The organism is Castellaniella sp. S9 (genome assembly GCF_027257175.1).
In the GTDB taxonomy this organism is placed as follows: Bacteria; Pseudomonadota; Gammaproteobacteria; order Burkholderiales; family Burkholderiaceae_B; genus Castellaniella.
The window spans coordinates 23,246-38,857 of the sequence record NZ_JAPFGD010000004.1; the positions used below are offsets into that span (position 1 = coordinate 23,246).

A 15,612-nucleotide genomic window follows, 5' to 3' on the forward strand; every position below is an offset into this window, starting at 1 on the left:
CATGGTCCGCCTGGTCGTCGTGTTCGCGGTGCTGCTGATGATCTCCGCCCTGTCGCTGGTGACGGTGCGATTCCAGTCGCGCGAACTGTTCGTCGCCTCCGAGCGCCTCGCCTCGCGCGCGCATGAACTCGACACCGAATGGCGGCGCCTGCAGCTGGAGCGTGCCGAGCTGGCGCGCAATGTGCGCATCGACCAGGTGGCGCGCAACGAGCTGGGCCTGGTCCCGGTCACGCCGGACCGGACCATCTATCTGAGGCCGGGTGAGACGCTTGCCCCGCGGCCCGGTCCCGAGGCGGGAGGCCGGCGGTGAAGCGCTTCGGATTCCACGAAAGCCCCGTGCTCGCGGGGCGTCGCAATTTCTGGCGGGCGCGGCTGGTGCTCGTCATGCTGCTGCTGGCGTTCGCAGCGCTGGTCGGCAAGGCCTTGTACCTGCAGATCCTGTCCAATGAGTTCCTGCAGCGCCAGGGCGAGCGCCGCTACGAGCGCACGCTGGTGCTGCCGGCCACGCGCGGCAAGATCTTCGATCGCAGCGGTTCGGTGGTGCTGGCCTCCAGCGTTCCCGTCAAGGCCATCTGGGCGATTCCCGAGGACTTCAACAAGGCCGAGGACGGGCAGGTCCGTGCGCTGGCCAAGCTGCTGGACATGGATCCGGCCGACATCCGGCAGCGCACGCGCGATGAGGACAAGAACTTCGTCTACATCAAGCGCCAGGTCCCGGTGGACGTCGCCGATGAGATCCGCGAGCTCAAGATCCCGGGCGTCCAGCAATTGACCGAGACCCGGCGCTACTATCCCGAAGGCGAGGTGATGGCGCACGTGATCGGCTTCACCAACATCGAGGACCGCGGCATCGAGGGCATCGAGCTTGCCTTCAACGATGAACTCTCGGGCCAGCCGGGTTCGCGCCGCGTCATCAAGGACCGCCTGGGTCGCGTGATCGAGGACGTGCAGGCGGTGGTGCCGCCGGTCGATGGGCGCAACCTGCGCCTGTCCATCGATTCGGGCATCCAGTTCGACACCTATACGGCCCTCAAGGCGGCCTTGAAGGAGCACCAGGCGCGCGCCGGCGCCGCCGTGGTGCTGGACGTCGAGACCGGCGAGGTCCTGGCCATGGTCAACCTGCCGACCTACGATCCGAACGATACCGCCCAGCGCAGCGGCCTGGCCTTGCGCAACCGGGTGATGACCGACACCTTCGAGCCGGGCTCGATCATGAAGCCCTTTACCGTCGCCCTGGCCCTGGACGAGAAAAAAATCGACCTCAAGACCCGTTTCGACACGGGCGACGGCCGCTATCGCTATCAAGGCGCGTTGATCTCCGACGTGGGGCACTATGGGGTGCTGGACGTCGCGGGCATCATCCGGCATTCCAGCAACGTCGGGATGACGATGATCTCCGAGCTGATGTCCTCGCAGGCGATGTGGACGAAGTTCTCGGAGCTCGGTTTCGGACGGGTGCCGCAGACGCATTTCCCGGGGATGGCCTCGGGCCGGCTGCGGCCCTGGCAGCGGTGGCGCCCGATCGAGCGGGCGACGATGGCCTACGGCTATGGGCTGTCGGTGTCGCTGATCCAGGTCGCGCACGCATACACGGCTTTTGCCCGCCAGGGCGACATGGTGTCCCTGTCGCTGCTGCGCCGCGAGGGCAAGCCGGCCAGCGTCCAGGTGTATTCCCCGCAGGTGGCCGGCGTGATGCGCGCCATGCTCGAGGCCGCGGCGGGTCCCGACGGCGCCAAGCGCGCGCAGGTCCAGGGCTACCGTGTCGCCGGCAAGAGCGGGACCGCGCGCAAGATCGTCAACGGGCAGTACAGCAAGACCAAATACCGCAGCTCCTTCGTCGGCTTTGCGCCCGTCTCGAACCCGCGTGTCGTCGTCGCGGTCTCGATCGACGAGCCCGGTGCCGGGGGCTACTATGGCGGCCGCGTGGCCGCGCCGGTCTTCTCGGATATTGTTGCCAGCACTTTGCGCCGACTGGGCGTGCAGCCCGATGCGCCGGTCGATGCGCTGGTCGCGGTCGCCGGCCGGGAGGCGCCTACACGATGAATATGATAGACATTCTTGCCTGGCTCGACGAGCGGGTGGATCGCGAGGCGCACCTGTGCCTCGATTCGCGCCAGATCCGGCCGGGCGACGTGTTCTTCGCCTGCCCCGGCATATCGGCCGATGGACGCCAGTACATCGGGCCGGCCGTTGCGGCCGGCGCGGCCGCGGTGGTCGTGGCGGCGGGCGGCGCGGCGCTGCCCGATGTCCCGGCGCCTATTTTGCAGGTCGAGGGCTTGCCGGGGCTGCTGGGCGAGATCGCCCATCATTGGTACGGCCGGCCGTCGGACGCCTTGACGGTGATCGCGGTGACCGGCACCAACGGCAAGACCTCCTCCGTGCAATGGATCGCCGCCGCCATGAACGCCGAGGGCCGGCCCTGCGGCACGGTGGGCACGCTGGGTGTCACGCTGGCCGACGGCAGCAACCTGGGCGGCGCCCTGACCACGCCGGATGTCCTGACCATGCACCGCAGCCTGGCCGCCATCGCCGCCGCCGGCTGCGGGGCCGCGGCGATCGAGGCCTCATCGATCGGCATCGAACAGGGCCGGCTGGCAGGCGTGCGCATCCAGGTCGCGGGCTTCACCAACCTGACGCGCGACCATCTCGACTATCACGGCACGCCGGAACGCTACAAGGCGGCCAAGTTCGCCCTGTTCGAGCAAAGCGGCCTGCGCAGCGCCGTGATCAACGCCGATGATCCGGCCGGCGCCGAACTGTTGTCGATGGGCGGCGGCATGACGCGGATCGGCTATTCCATCGCGCGCGATGCGCAGGCGCCGTTCCGGGCCGAGGACATCCAGAGCGGCAGCGAGGGGCTGGTCTTCAATCTGGTGTCGCCGCAAGGCAGCGCCCAGATCTTCACCCACCTGGTGGGCCAGCACAATATCTCCAACCTGCTGCTGGTCGCGGGCGTGCTGCGCGAACTCGGCTGGGGCCTCGGGCGGATCGCGCGGTCCCTGGCCGTCCTGCGGCCCGTCAATGGCCGCCTGCAGGTGGTCGAGGCGCTGGGCGGCGCAAGCAACGCCCGGCCCCAGGCGCTGGTGGTGGTCGACTATGCCCATACGCCGGACGCATTGGAGCGCGCCCTGCTGGCCCTGCGTCCTGCCGCGCAATCCCGCGGCGGCCGCCTGGTCTGCGTATTCGGCTGCGGCGGCGACCGTGACGCGGGCAAGCGCCCCTTGATGGGCGCGGTGGCCGCGCGCCTGGCCGACGAGGTGCTGTTGACGACCGACAATCCGCGCACCGAGGATCCGCAATCCATCATCGACCAGATCGCAGCCGGCATGCCGGGGCCCGCGGCGGTGGAATTGGATCGGGCGCAGGCCATCCTGCGGGCGGTCTGGCACGCGGATGATCGGGACGTGATCCTGCTGGCGGGCAAGGGGCACGAGACCTACCAGGAGGTCGATGGCGTGCGCAGTCCGTTCGACGATCGCCAGTGGGCCGGTTTTGCGCTGACCTGGCAACGCGGCCAGGGCCTGTCGACCGATACGCGCAGCATCCGCGCAGGCGAACTGTTTCTGGCCCTGGAGGGCGAGCATTTCGACGGCCACCACTATCTGGAGGCGGCACGCTCGGCGGGCGCGGCGGCGGCCATCGTCGCGCGCGCCGATGCAGGCGTGGATCTGCCGCAGTTCGTGCTGGGCGATACGCGTGCGGCGCTGCGGCGCATCGCGCGCGTCTGGCGGGGGGTGTTCGCCTGCCCCGTGATCGCGGTCACCGGCAGCAACGGCAAGACCACCACCAAGGAAATGATCGCTTCGATCCTTGCGGCCTGGCTGGGTGAGGAGGGCCGGCTGGCCACGCGCGGCAATTTCAACAATGACATCGGCCTGCCGCTGACGGTGCTGCGCATGCGCGCCCCGCACCGCGCGGCGGTGTTCGAACTGGGCATGAACCACCCGGGCGAGATCGCGGTCCTTGCGGATATCGCCCAGCCGACCATCGCGCTGGTGAACAACGCCCAGCGCGAGCACCAGGAATTCATGTGCAGCGTCGAGGCGGTGGCGCGCGAGAACGGCAGGGTCATCGACGCCTTGCCGGCCGGGGGCGTGGCGGTGTTTCCGGGGGATGACGAGTACGCGGACCTGTGGGCGGGCATGGCGGGGAACCGGGGCGTGCGCCGCTTTGGCTTCGATGCGGCCTTCGACGTGCATCCGGCGCAGATCCGCGCCGGTCTCGAGCGCACCGAGTTCCGCTTGTGCGTGGGTGCCGAGTCGGAGCAGGTGGTCCTGCACGCACCGGGGCGCCACAATCTGCGCAACGCCCTGGCCGCCGCCGCCTGCGCCCGGGCCGCCGGCGCGCCCTTGTCGGCGATCGCCGAAGGGCTGGCGGCATTCCGCCCGGTGGGCGGGCGCATGCAGCCGCAGGCCATGGCCGATGGGTTCCAGCTGATCGACGACAGCTACAACGCCAATCCGGATTCGGTGCGCGCGGCGATCGACGTCCTGTCCGGCCTCGACGGCCGCCGCATCCTGGTGTTGGGAGACATGGGCGAGGTGGGCGACCAGGGGCCGGGCATGCATGCCGAGGTCGGCGCCTACGCGGCCCAGTGCGGCATCGATTTCCTCCTGACGCTGGGCGAGGCCTCGCGCCACGCGGCGGCGGCGTTTGGCGACGGCGCCGAGGCCTTCGATGCGCTGGACGGGCTGCTGCGGCGCCTGCTGGCCCTGCGGCCCGGGCATGTGCTGGTCAAAGGATCGCGCAGCATGCGCATGGAGCGTGTGGTGCAGGCCTTGCGCGGCGATGCCGCGGGCAAGGAGGACGGCCATGTTGCTTGAACTGGCGCGTTGGCTGTCGGACGAACATTTCCGCGCATTCGGGGTGGTGGAATACATCACGTTCCGCGCCTTGCTGGCCTGCGCCACCGCCCTGGCGATCGGCCTGCTGGCGGGCCCCTGGCTGATCCGCAGGCTCACCGCGCTGAAGATCGGCCAGGCGGTGCGCAGCTACGGGCCGCAGTCCCACATGCAAAAAAACGGGACGCCGACCATGGGCGGGGCCCTCATCCTGATCGGCATCGGCGTGAGCACGCTGCTGTGGGCCGACTGGACGAACCGCTTCGTCTGGGTCGTGCTGCTGGTGACCTTCGGCTTCGGCTGGATCGGCTGGGCCGACGACTACCGCAAGGTGGTCAACCACGACCCCGAGGGCATGCCGGCGCGGCAGAAGTTCTTCTGGCAGGCCCTGATCGGCCTGGTGGCGGCGGTCTACCTAAGCTTTGCCGTGTCGGCGCCGGCCAATACGGCCCTGTGGCCGCTGTTCAGCGATTGGGTGATGAGCGGTTTTTCGATGCCGCTGCCGGCGCGCGCCGACCTGATCGTGCCGTTCTTCAAGACGATCAGCTATCCCCTGGGCGTGTTCGGCTTCGTGATCCTGACCTGGCTGGTGATCGTGGGTTCCAGCAATGCCGTCAACCTCACCGACGGGCTCGACGGCCTGGCCATCATGCCCACCGTCATGATCGGCAGCGCCCTCGGGATCTTTGCCTACGTGGTCGGCCGGGTCGACTATTCCAAGTATCTGCTGTTCCCCTACATTCCCGGGGCTTCCGAGCTGATGGTGATCTGCGCGGCGATCGCGGGGGCGGGGCTGGCCTTCCTCTGGTTCAACACCTATCCCGCGCAGGTCTTCATGGGCGACGTGGGCGCGCTGGCCCTGGGCGGCGCGCTGGGTGCGATCGCCGTGGTCGTGCGCCAGGAGATCGTACTGTTCATCATGGGCGGCGTGTTCGTGGTCGAGACCCTGTCGGTGATGCTGCAGGTGTCCTGGTTCAAGTACACCAAGCGGCGCTACGGCGAGGGCCGGCGCATATTCCGCATGGCGCCCCTGCATCATCATTTCGAGGTCGGCGGCTGGAAAGAGACCCAGGTGGTGGTGCGCTTCTGGATCATCACCATGATGCTGGTCCTGGTCGGTCTTGCGAGCCTGAAGCTGCGATGAGCGCCTATACCTTCCCCTCCGTGCGGCCCGAGGGCCTGACCCTGATCCTGGGTTTGGGCGAGACCGGGCTGGCCGCGGCGCTTTGGTGCGCGGCGCATGGGGCGCGCCTGCGCGTGCTGGACACGCGCGCGCAGCCCGGCGGCCTGGAGGGGCTGCGCGAGGACGTGATCGATGCGGACCTGCGCCTGGGCGCGGACGCCTTCGCCCCCGATGCGCTCGACGAGGTGCATACCGTGGTCATCAGTCCGGGCCTGAATCCCCGCGAGGAGCCGGTCGCCGGCCTGCTGGCGGCCGCGTGCACGCGCGGCATCGAGGTCCTGGGCGAGATCGAGCTGTTCGCCCGCGCCCTGGCCGACCTGCGCGAACAGGGCTATGCGCCGAAGACGGTGGCCGTGACCGGCACCAACGGCAAGACCACGGTCACGGCGCTGGTCCGGCGCCTGGCCCAGGCCGCCGGCCGCAAGGCGCGCGCGGCCGGGAACATCGGTCCCGCGGCGCTCGCCAGTCTGCGCCAGGCGCTGGAGGACGATGATTTGCCGGATGTCTGGGTGCTGGAGCTCTCGAGCTTCCAGCTCGAGGCGACCCGCAGCCTGGCGCTGGATGCGGCGGCCGTGCTGAACGTCACCCAGGATCACCTGGACTGGCACGGTTCGATGCAAGCCTATGCGCACGCCAAGGCGCGCGTGCTCGACATGGCCCGCGTCGCCGTCGTCAATCGCGACGATCCGCTGGTCGGCGCCATGGTGTCCAGTCTGGAGGACGAGCGGGTGCGCAGCTTCGGTGCGGATGCGCCCGTGCTGGCGGGCGACCTGGGCGTCGAGGTGGAAAACGGCATGGCCTGGCTGTCCTGCGCGCAGGCGTCCGAGCCCGAGGAGCGCGCCGCGCCGCGCCGCGGCCGCGCGCCTGCGCCCGTGCATCGGCGCCCGGGGCGCAGGACGCCGTTGATGCCGGTCGAGGCGCTGCGGATTCGTGGCATGCACAATGCCCTGAACGGCCTGGCGGCTTTGGCCCTGGGGCACGAGATCGGCCTGGGCTGGGCGCCGATGCTGCATGCCCTGCGCGACTATCGCGGCGAGGCGCATCGCACCGAACTGGTCCAGCAGATCGCCGGCGTGGATTTCATCGACGACAGCAAGGGCACCAATGTGGGCGCCACGCTGGCCGCGCTGCGCGGCCTGGGCCAGCCGGTGGTCCTGATCGCCGGCGGGCTGGGCAAGGGGCAGGATTTCTCGCCCCTGGTGCCCGCCGTGCGCGAACACGCGCGCGCCGTGATGCTGATCGGGCAGGATGGGCCGGCCATCGGCGAGGTTCTCGCCCAGGCCGGCGTGCCGCTGGAATCCTGCGAAACCCTGGAGCTGGCCGTGTCCCGCGGCTTGGCCCACGCCCGTCCGGGCGACGCGGTTCTGCTGTCGCCGGCCTGCGCCAGCATGGACATGTTCCGCAACTACGTCCATCGCGGCGCCTGCTTCGTCGAGGCGGTGCGCGAACTGGCGGCCGAGCGCGGGGAGGTCGCATGAGCGTATTCGGCGAACTGAGCGCGGGCCTGAACGCGGTGCGCCCCGGCCGCACCACGATGCCCAGCGTGGATCTGGGCCTGATCATCGCCGCCGGCACCCTGGTGCTGTTCGGGCTGCTGATGGTGTATTCGGCCTCGATCGCCCTGGCCGACGGGCCGCGCTACGAAAGCTATGGCCGCTTCTATTTCGTCGGCCGCCACGCGGTGTTCATCATCGTGGGCGTGCTGGTCGGGCTGTTTGCCGCCAGCATTCCCATGCGGGTCTGGCAGAAAATGGCCGTCCCGCTGTTCCTGTTCGCGCTGATCATGCTGATGGTGGTCCTGATTCCCGGGATCGGGCGCGAAGTGAACGGCGCGCGCCGCTGGCTGCCGCTGGGGCCGATCAATTTCCAGCCCTCGGAATGGATGAAGGTGGCCGTGCTGCTGTACGCGGCGGATTACGTCGTGCGCAAGCAGGCGCACATGCAGAATTTCTGGCGCGGTTTCATGCCGATGGCGTGCGCGCTGGCGGCCGTGGGCGTGGTGCTGCTGATGGAGCCGGACCTGGGCGCCTTCATCGTCATCGTGTCGATCGCGATCGGCATCCTGTTCATCGGCGGCATCAACATCAAGCTGTTCTCGACGCTGCTGCTCATCATGGTCGGCAGTTTTCTTGCGCTGATCTGGGCCTCGCCCTGGCGCCGCGAGCGCCTGTTCGTCTATCTGGATCCCTGGAATCCGGACAACGCCTACGGCAGCGCCTACCAGCTCTCGCATTCGTTGATCGCCCTCGGGCGGGGCGAATGGTTCGGCGTGGGCCTGGGCGCCAGCATCGAAAAGCTGCACTACCTGCCCGAGGCGCATACCGATTTCATCGTCGCGGTGGTAGGCGAGGAGCTCGGCTTTGTGGGCGTCTGCTGCCTGATCGCGATCTTCGTCTACATCGTGATGCGGGGCTTCGACATCGCCCGCCAGGCCATTGCCATGGAGCGCATGTTCGACGGCCTGGTCGCACAGGGGGTGGCCCTGTGGTTCGGCGTGCAGGCCTTCATCAATATCGGCGTCTGCCTGGGCCTGCTGCCCACCAAGGGGCTGACCCTGCCGCTGGTCAGCTATGGCGGTTCGGGCATCGTGATGAACATCGCGGCCATGGCCATACTGCTGCGCGTGGACTACGAGACGCGCTGCATGATGCGGGGGCGGCGCACATGACGGCCCGCACGATCCTGATCATGGCCGGCGGCACCGGCGGGCACATCATGCCGGGGCTGGCCGTGGCCGCGGAGCTGCGTGCGCGGGGCTGGCGGGTGCTGTGGCTGGGCAATCCCGAGCGCATGGAAGGCCGGCTCGTGCCGGCGCAGGGTTATGAGCTGCTGGCGCTGCGCTTCGGCGGCGTGCGCGGCAAGGGCATCGGCGCCCTGCTCAGGCTGCCGTTCAGCCTGACGTCCGCCTGCCGGCAGGCGCACCGCCTGCTGCGCACGCATCGCCCGGACGTCGTGCTGGGCATGGGCGGCTATGTCGCGTTCCCGGGGGGCGTCATGGCCCGGCTGTCCGGCATTCCGCTGGTGGTCCATGAGCAGAATGCGGTGGCCGGCACGGCCAACCGCTGGCTGGCGCGCCTGGCCTCGCGAGTGCTGTCCGGCTTCCCGGGCGCGCTGCCCGATGCGTTGATGGTCGGCAACCCGGTGCGCGCGTCCCTGCTCGAGGTGGAGCCTGCCGCGCGGCGCTATGCCGCGCGCGAGGGCGCGTTGCGTGTGCTGGTCCTGGGCGGCAGCCTCGGGGCCGCACCGCTCAATGCGCTGGTGCCCGAGGCCGTCGCGCGCCTGCCGGCGCCGCGGCGCCCACGGCTGCGCCACCAGGCGGGCGAACGCCATGCCGAGGCGGTGCGCGCGCGCTATGAGGCACTGGGCGTGGCCGCCGAGACCTCGGCCTTCATCGAGGACATGGCGCAGGCGCTGGCCGATGCCGACCTGGTGATTTGCCGGGCCGGCGCCATGACGGTGGCCGAGGTCGCCGCCGTGGGCGTGGCCGCGCTGTTCGTGCCCCTGCCGCATGCCATCGACGATCACCAGACCGCCAATGCGCGCTATCTGTCGGACTGCGGGGGCGGCTGGATGATGCCGCAGGGCACGCTCGATGCCGGCACCCTGGCGGCATGGCTGGATGCGCGCAGCCGCGCCGAACTCGCGGGTGTCGCCCAGCACGCCCACGAGCACGCCGGCCTGAACGCCGCGCAGCTGATTGCCGACGCCTGCGCCGACACGATCGAGGAAGCGGCATGAAGCATCGCATACAAAGCATACATTTCGTCGGGATCGGCGGATCGGGGATGAGCGGCATCGCCGAGGTCCTGTTGAACCTGGGCTATGCCATCAGCGGCTCGGACATCCAGGAGACCGCGGTGACCCGCCGCCTGGCGGGCCTGGGCGCGCGCATCATGACCGGCCATGCGGCCGAAAACATCCAGGGTGCCGGTGCCATCGTCACCTCGACGGCGATCCGCGCCGACAATCCCGAGGTCATGGCGGCGCGCGCCGCCCACGTGCCCGTGGTGCCGCGCGCACTGATGCTGGCCGAGCTGATGCGCCTGAAGCGCGGCATCGCGGTGGCCGGCACGCACGGCAAGACCACGACCACCAGCCTGGTGGCCAGCGTCCTGGCGGCCGGCGGTCTGGATCCGACCTTCGTCATCGGCGGGCGCCTGAACGCGGCCGACGCCAACGCCCGCCTGGGGCAGGGCGAGTACATCGTCGTCGAGGCGGATGAATCCGATGCCTCGTTCCTGAATCTGTTGCCGGTGATGGCGATCATCACCAATATCGACGTGGACCACATGGACACGTACGGACACGACGTCGCGCGTCTCAAGAGCGCCTTCGTCGAGTTCACCCAGCGGCTGCCTTTCTATGGCAGCGCCATCCTGTGCCTGGACGATCCCAACGTGCGCGAGATCATCCCGTTCGTCTCGCGGCCCATCACGACCTACGGCATCGATTCGCCGGCCCAGGTGCGCGCCGAGGCCGTGCGCGCCGACGGGGTGTCCATGCGCTTCGACGTCCGGCGGCTGGGCGCCGCCGGCGAGCTGGCGCCCATGTCCGTGCGGCTGAATCTGCCGGGACGGCACAACGTGCTCAATGCCCTGGCGACGATCGCCGTGGCGACCGAACTGGGCGTGCCCGATGCCGTCATCGTCGACGCGCTTGCCAACTTCCGCGGCGTAGGGCGACGGTTCACCCAGGTGGGTGAATTTCCCGTGCGTGCGGGCCAGGGTGGTGGAACCTATACGGTGATCGACGATTACGGGCACCACCCCGTCGAAATGGCGGCGACACTGGCGGCGGCGCGCGGCGCCTGGCCGGACCGTCGTGTGGTGCTGGCCTTCCAGCCCCACCGCTATACCCGCACGCGGGACTGCTTCGAGGATTTCGTCAAGGTCCTGAGCCAGGCCGATGCCTTGCTGCTGACCGAGGTCTACCCAGCCGGCGAGGCCCCGCTCATCGCCGCGGACGGCCGCGCGCTTGCCCGAGCGGTGCGCGTCGCGGGCCGGATCGAGCCGGTATTCGTCGAGCAGGTGGGTGAACTGGCGGACGCCATCCGCGATTTTGCGCGGTCGGGCGACGTGATCATCATCATGGGCGCCGGCTCCATCAGCCGCGTCCCGGCGCAATTGGGGGAAGCTGCATGAGTCAATCTTTCGGCCGGGTCGGCGTGCTGTACGGCGGCACCTCCGCGGAGCGCGAGGTGTCCCTGCTCTCGGGGGCGGGCGTTTGCGAAGCCTTGCGCGCCGAGGGCGTCGATGCCCATTTGTTCGACACCGGCCGTCAGGACCTCCCGGCCCTGGCCGCGGCGGGTTTCGACCGGGTGTTCATCGCGCTGCACGGCTGCTATGGCGAAGACGGCACGATGCAAGGCGCGCTGGAGCTCATCGGCCTGCCCTACACCGGCAGCGGCCCCACGGCCTCGGGCGTCGCCATGGACAAGATCATGACCAAGCGCCTGTGGCTCCATCACGGATTGCCCACGCCCGCATTCCGGACGCTCGCGGCCCCGCCCGACCCGGCGGACCTGGCCGCCGCGCTGGGGCTGCCGATGATCATGAAGCCGCCGCACGAGGGCTCGACGGTGGGGGTGACCCGGGTCGACGAGGCGGACATGATCCTGCCGGCCTACGAGCAGGCGCGCCGCTTTGACGACGTGGTGCTTGCCGAGCGCTACATCCAGGGGCGCGAACTGACGGTGCCCATCCTCGGCTCGGGCGCCGCCGCCCGCGCCCTGCCGGTCATCGAGATCATCGCCCCTGGCGGCAACTACGACTACGAGCACAAGTATTTCTCGGACGAGACCCGCTACGTGTGTCCCGCCGAGCTCGACGAGGCGCTGGCGCAGCGCATCCAGCGCATCTCCGAGGAGGCCTACCGGGTCCTGGGATGCGAAGGATGGGGCCGGGCGGACCTGATGCTGGATGCGGCGGGCGAGCCCTGGCTGCTCGAGATGAACACGTCGCCCGGGATGACGAGCCATTCCCTGGTGCCCATGGGCGCCAAGGCGGCCGGCATGAGCTATGGCCGCCTGTGTGTGGAAATCCTGGCCTCGGCGCGCTGCAAGCTGCGCCGCGGGGCCGGAACCTGAGCGGAGGATCATGGACGTGTTCGCCGATGCCCGCCTGACCAATCTCCTCGCCAATGCGCTGGCGCTGCTCGCCGTGCTGGCGATGCTGGCCGGTGCGCTGGCCTGGGTGGTGCGCCGGCCTCATTTCGCGATCGCCCGCATCGAGATCGCGCCGATGGCGGCGCCGGGGCTGCAGTACGTCACGCCGCTGAGCCTGCGCACGGCGCTGGCCGGCCAGGTGAACGGCAATTTCTTCCTGCTGGACCTGGACGAGGCGCGCCGCAAGATCGAGTCCACCCCCTGGGTGCGGCATGCCAGCGTGCAGCGCGTCTGGCCCGACGTCCTGCGCGTGCGCATCGAGGAACAGCAGCCCCTGGCGCTCTGGAACGAGAACCAGATGATCAATACCTGGGGCGAGGCTTTCACCGCGAACCAGGGCGAACTGCCCGACGGCCTGCAATTGCCCCAGCTCAACGGCCCCGCGAATTCCGAGCGCCTGGTGGTGCAGCGCTATGCCGAGATCGCCCGCTGGTTCGCGCCGCTGGACCTGCGCGTGCGCGAGGCGACCCTGAGCCCGCGCTATGCCTGGGAAGTCCAGCTCTCGGACGGTGTGCGCCTGCGCCTGGGGCGCGACCCGGCCGCCGATGCGACCGACCCGCACGGGCGCTCGGGCGCCCTGCCGTTCGCCGCGCGCATCGAACGCTTCGTCCAGGCCTGGCCCGCCTTGTCCCGGCGGCTGGGCGAACGTGTGATCGCCGGCGCCGACCTGCGCTATCCCAATGGCTTCGCCATCACGCTGGCCCCTGAAACCCAAGCCTCTCCGAGAACCCGAAAGCCATGACCCGTGACATCAAAGACCTGATCGTTGCACTCGATATCGGCACCAGCAAGGTGGCCGCCGTCGTCGCCGAGATCCTGCCCGATGGCGGGTTCGAGGTGCTTGGCCTGGGCCAGCATGAGTCCGAGGGCATGCGCAAGGGCGTCGTGGTCAATATCGAGTCCACCGTCAACTCCATCCAGCGCGCGCTGGAGGAGGCCGAACTGATGGCCGACTGCAAGATCCGCGAGGTCTTCACCGGGATCGCGGGCAGCCACATCACGAGCTTCAATTCCAGCGGCATGGTCGCGGTCAAGGACAAGGAAGTGACGGCCACCGATGTGGCCCGCGTCATCGAGACCGCCAAGGCGGTGAACATCCCCACCGACCAGCAGGTGCTGCACGTGCTGACGCAGGAATTCATCGTCGATGGGCAGGAGGACATCCGCGAACCCATCGGCATGAGCGGCATGCGTCTCGAGGTGCGGGTGCACATTGTGACCGGCGCGGTCAGCGCCGCCCAGAACATCGTCAAGTGCGTGCGCCGCTGCGGCCTCGAGGTGCAGGACCTGATCCTGCAGCCGCTGGCCTCCAGCCTGTCGTGCCTCACGGTCGATGAAAAGGAACTCGGCGTGGTCCTGGTGGACATCGGCGGCGGCACGACCGACATCGCGATCTACACCGGCGGCGCGATCCGCCACACCTCGGTGATCCCCATCGCGGGCGACCAGGTGACCAGCGACATCGCGGCGATGCTGCGCACGCCCACGCCCGATGCCGAGGAAATCAAACTGCGCCACGGCGTTGCCAAGCAGGTGCTGGCCCACGCCGACGAGATGATCGAGGTGCCGGGCCTGGGCGACCGGCCGAACCGCAGCGTCAAGCGCCAGGCGCTGGGCGCGGTGATCGAGCCGCGCATGGAGGAATTGTTCGGTTTCGTGCAGCAGGTGGTGCGCGAGTCCGGCTACGAGGAACTGTTGTCGTCCGGCGTGGTGCTGACCGGCGGCACCGCGCTCATGCCCGGCATGGTGGAGCTGGCCGAGGACGTGTTCCTCAAGCCGGTGCGCGTGGCCGTGCCGATGTACGAGGGCAGTTTGTCCGACGTGATGCGCAATCCGCGCTTCTCGACGGTCATGGGATTGTTGACCGAGGCGCGCATGCAGCGCGCCCGCGGTCGCAAGGTTGCGCAGCAGAAAGGGGCGGTGAAGTCCATTTTTGCCCGCATGAAAGAGTGGTTCATGAATTAGGGCTCGAGGCCTTGAAGAAAAGCCACACCGTAGTTCAGGGGAAATTGTTTGTGTTTTTTGATATGTGAGGGAGTCAACCATGATGAGCTTTGAAATGCTGGATACCAGCAGCAACGGCACCGTGATCAAGGTCGTCGGTGTCGGCGGGGCGGGCGGCAATGCCGTGGCCCACATGATCCGTTCGGGCGTGCAGGGCGTGGATTTCATCTGCGCCAATACCGACGCGCAGGCGCTCACGACCAGCGAGGCGCCCGTGCAGATTCGCCTGGGCCGCACCGGCCTGGGCGCGGGCGCCAAGCCCGAACAGGGGCGCGCGGCCGCCGAGACCGCCCGCGAGGAAATCCGCGCGGCGCTCACCGGCGCGCACATGGTCTTCATCACCGCCGGCATGGGCGGCGGCACGGGCACCGGCGCCGGACCCGTGGTGGCCGAGGTGGCCAAGGAACTGGGCATCCTCACCGTGGGCGTGGTGACCAAGCCCTTCGTCTTCGAGGGCGCCAAGCGCATGAAGATGGCCGAGGACGGCATCCGCGAACTGGGCAAGCACGTGCATTCGCTGGTGGTGGTCCTGAACGAGAACCTCTACGAGCTGATGGACGATGATGCGACCCAGGAAGACTGCTTCCAGGCCGCCGACGACGTCCTGCACAATGCGTGCGCCGGCATCGCCGAGATCATCAACGTCGAGGGCAATGTCAACGTCGACTTCGAGGACGTCAAGACCATCATGGGCGAACAGGGCCAGGCCATGATGGGCACCTCGGTGGCGGCGGGGGCGGACCGCGCCCGCGTGGCCGCGGAGCACGCCATCGCCTGCCCGCTGCTGGAAGGCGTGGACCTGCACGGCGCGCGCGGCATTCTGGTCAACATCACGGCCAGCCGCACCCTGAAGATGCGCGAGACCCGCGAGATCATGGACACCATCCGCAGCTATGCATCCGAGGACGCCACGGTGATCTTCGGCACGGCCTACGACGAATCCATGGGCGAGAACCTGCGGGTGACGGTGGTCGCCACGGGCCTGGGCTCCGGCAATGCGCGTCCGCAGCTCGTGTCCAACAACGCCGAGGCCCAGCGCACCGGCACGGACAACATGCCTTTGGCGGGCGGATTCGCCAATACCGACGTGCCGTCGGTGATGCGCAATCCGCGCAGCAACGCCTCGGCCCAGGTGAGGGCGCTCGAGACGGCGGGCATGGATCACTTCGACATCCCGGCGTTCCTGCGCAAACAGGCGGACTGAGCGGCTTTCCGCACAGTCCCCTCTCACATATCGCGGCCCGCCGCTCGCGGCGGAATGCAGCGGCCGGCACGCGCGCCCCTTCCCCTGGGGGTGCGCGTGCCCACGCCTTCATGCCGTAACATCCGGGTGCTTCATGATTAAAAAAAACATAGTGGTAAACCCGGGTTTTGGTTACAATGCATCGGTTTAGCGGATGGGAGGCCTTGCCTGCCGTCCC

Annotated in this window: 12 protein-coding genes; all 12 read left to right on the forward strand. The window is 69.0% G+C overall.

Annotation, left to right across the window (positions count from 1 at the left end; genetic code table 11):
• The first annotated feature begins 1 nt into the window (after window position 1).
• The 12 genes from ftsL to ftsZ all read left to right on the forward strand — a co-directional run bounded on the left by ftsL (window position 2) and on the right by ftsZ (window position 15,395).
• Complete coding sequence (gene ftsL / locus OOZ48_RS07145) at window positions 2–310, forward strand: cell division protein FtsL (RefSeq protein ID WP_269496876.1); 309 nt, start codon at window positions 2–4, stop codon at window positions 308–310.
• A complete protein-coding gene (locus OOZ48_RS07150; protein ID WP_269496878.1) occupies window positions 307–2,043 on the forward strand; it encodes a peptidoglycan D,D-transpeptidase FtsI family protein in 1,737 nt (578 codons plus the stop codon). Before ftsL ends, OOZ48_RS07150 begins: the two co-directional genes overlap by 4 nt.
• The gene (gene murF, locus OOZ48_RS07155; RefSeq protein WP_269496880.1) at window positions 2,040–4,823 is read left to right on the forward strand and encodes a bifunctional UDP-N-acetylmuramoyl-L-alanyl-D-glutamate--2,6-diaminopimelate ligase MurE/UDP-N-acetylmuramoyl-tripeptide--D-alanyl-D-alanine ligase MurF; all 2,784 of its coding nucleotides are present in this window, start codon (window positions 2,040–2,042) and stop codon (window positions 4,821–4,823) included. The genes OOZ48_RS07150 and murF overlap by 4 nt, the downstream gene beginning before the upstream one ends.
• Window positions 4,813–5,985, forward strand: coding sequence for a phospho-N-acetylmuramoyl-pentapeptide-transferase (mraY, locus tag OOZ48_RS07160; protein ID WP_269496882.1), 1,173 nt, complete (start codon window positions 4,813–4,815; stop codon window positions 5,983–5,985). The genes murF and mraY overlap by 11 nt, the downstream gene beginning before the upstream one ends.
• Window positions 5,982–7,502 (forward strand): UDP-N-acetylmuramoyl-L-alanine--D-glutamate ligase, encoded by a 1,521-nt coding sequence (gene murD, locus OOZ48_RS07165; RefSeq protein ID WP_269496884.1) that lies wholly within the window; start codon window positions 5,982–5,984, stop codon window positions 7,500–7,502. Before mraY ends, murD begins: the two co-directional genes overlap by 4 nt.
• Entirely contained in the window at window positions 7,499–8,692 is a 1,194-nt protein-coding gene (gene ftsW, locus OOZ48_RS07170) for a putative lipid II flippase FtsW (protein WP_269496886.1), read from the forward strand. Before murD ends, ftsW begins: the two co-directional genes overlap by 4 nt.
• The gene (murG, locus tag OOZ48_RS07175) at window positions 8,689–9,762 is read left to right on the forward strand and encodes an undecaprenyldiphospho-muramoylpentapeptide beta-N-acetylglucosaminyltransferase (protein WP_269496888.1); all 1,074 of its coding nucleotides are present in this window, start codon (window positions 8,689–8,691) and stop codon (window positions 9,760–9,762) included. The genes ftsW and murG overlap by 4 nt, the downstream gene beginning before the upstream one ends.
• Window positions 9,759–11,165 (forward strand): UDP-N-acetylmuramate--L-alanine ligase, encoded by a 1,407-nt coding sequence (murC, locus tag OOZ48_RS07180; protein ID WP_269496890.1) that lies wholly within the window; start codon window positions 9,759–9,761, stop codon window positions 11,163–11,165. The genes murG and murC overlap by 4 nt, the downstream gene beginning before the upstream one ends.
• Entirely contained in the window at window positions 11,162–12,109 is a 948-nt protein-coding gene (locus OOZ48_RS07185; protein ID WP_269496892.1) for a D-alanine--D-alanine ligase, read from the forward strand. The genes murC and OOZ48_RS07185 overlap by 4 nt, the downstream gene beginning before the upstream one ends.
• Window positions 12,110–12,125: 16 nt before the next feature.
• Complete coding sequence (locus tag OOZ48_RS07190) at window positions 12,126–12,929, forward strand: cell division protein FtsQ/DivIB (protein WP_269497425.1); 804 nt, start codon at window positions 12,126–12,128, stop codon at window positions 12,927–12,929.
• On the forward strand, window positions 12,926–14,152 hold the full coding sequence (ftsA, locus tag OOZ48_RS07195; protein WP_269496894.1) for a cell division protein FtsA: 1,227 nt from the start codon (window positions 12,926–12,928) through the stop codon (window positions 14,150–14,152). Before OOZ48_RS07190 ends, ftsA begins: the two co-directional genes overlap by 4 nt.
• A gap of 79 nt (window positions 14,153–14,231) precedes the next feature.
• Window positions 14,232–15,395 (forward strand): cell division protein FtsZ, encoded by a 1,164-nt coding sequence (gene ftsZ / locus OOZ48_RS07200; RefSeq protein ID WP_269496896.1) that lies wholly within the window; start codon window positions 14,232–14,234, stop codon window positions 15,393–15,395.
• Window positions 15,396–15,612 lie beyond the last annotated feature (217 nt).

What these genes read in the sequence shown, in the direction of transcription:
- ftsL (WP_269496876.1), top strand. Translation starts at nt 2, where the DNA reads ATGGTCCGCCTGGTCGTCGTGTTCGCGGTGCTGCTGATGATCTCCGCC.
- murF (WP_269496880.1), top strand. Translation starts at nt 2,040, where the DNA reads ATGAATATGATAGACATTCTTGCCTGGCTCGACGAGCGGGTGGATCGC.
- mraY (WP_269496882.1), top strand. Translation starts at nt 4,813, where the DNA reads ATGTTGCTTGAACTGGCGCGTTGGCTGTCGGACGAACATTTCCGCGCA.
- murD (WP_269496884.1), top strand. Translation starts at nt 5,982, where the DNA reads ATGAGCGCCTATACCTTCCCCTCCGTGCGGCCCGAGGGCCTGACCCTG.
- ftsW (WP_269496886.1), top strand. Translation starts at nt 7,499, where the DNA reads ATGAGCGTATTCGGCGAACTGAGCGCGGGCCTGAACGCGGTGCGCCCC.
- murG (WP_269496888.1), top strand. Translation starts at nt 8,689, where the DNA reads ATGACGGCCCGCACGATCCTGATCATGGCCGGCGGCACCGGCGGGCAC.
- murC (WP_269496890.1), top strand. Translation starts at nt 9,759, where the DNA reads ATGAAGCATCGCATACAAAGCATACATTTCGTCGGGATCGGCGGATCG.
- OOZ48_RS07185 (WP_269496892.1), top strand. Translation starts at nt 11,162, where the DNA reads ATGAGTCAATCTTTCGGCCGGGTCGGCGTGCTGTACGGCGGCACCTCC.
- ftsA (WP_269496894.1), top strand. Translation starts at nt 12,926, where the DNA reads ATGACCCGTGACATCAAAGACCTGATCGTTGCACTCGATATCGGCACC.
- ftsZ (WP_269496896.1), top strand. Translation starts at nt 14,232, where the DNA reads ATGATGAGCTTTGAAATGCTGGATACCAGCAGCAACGGCACCGTGATC.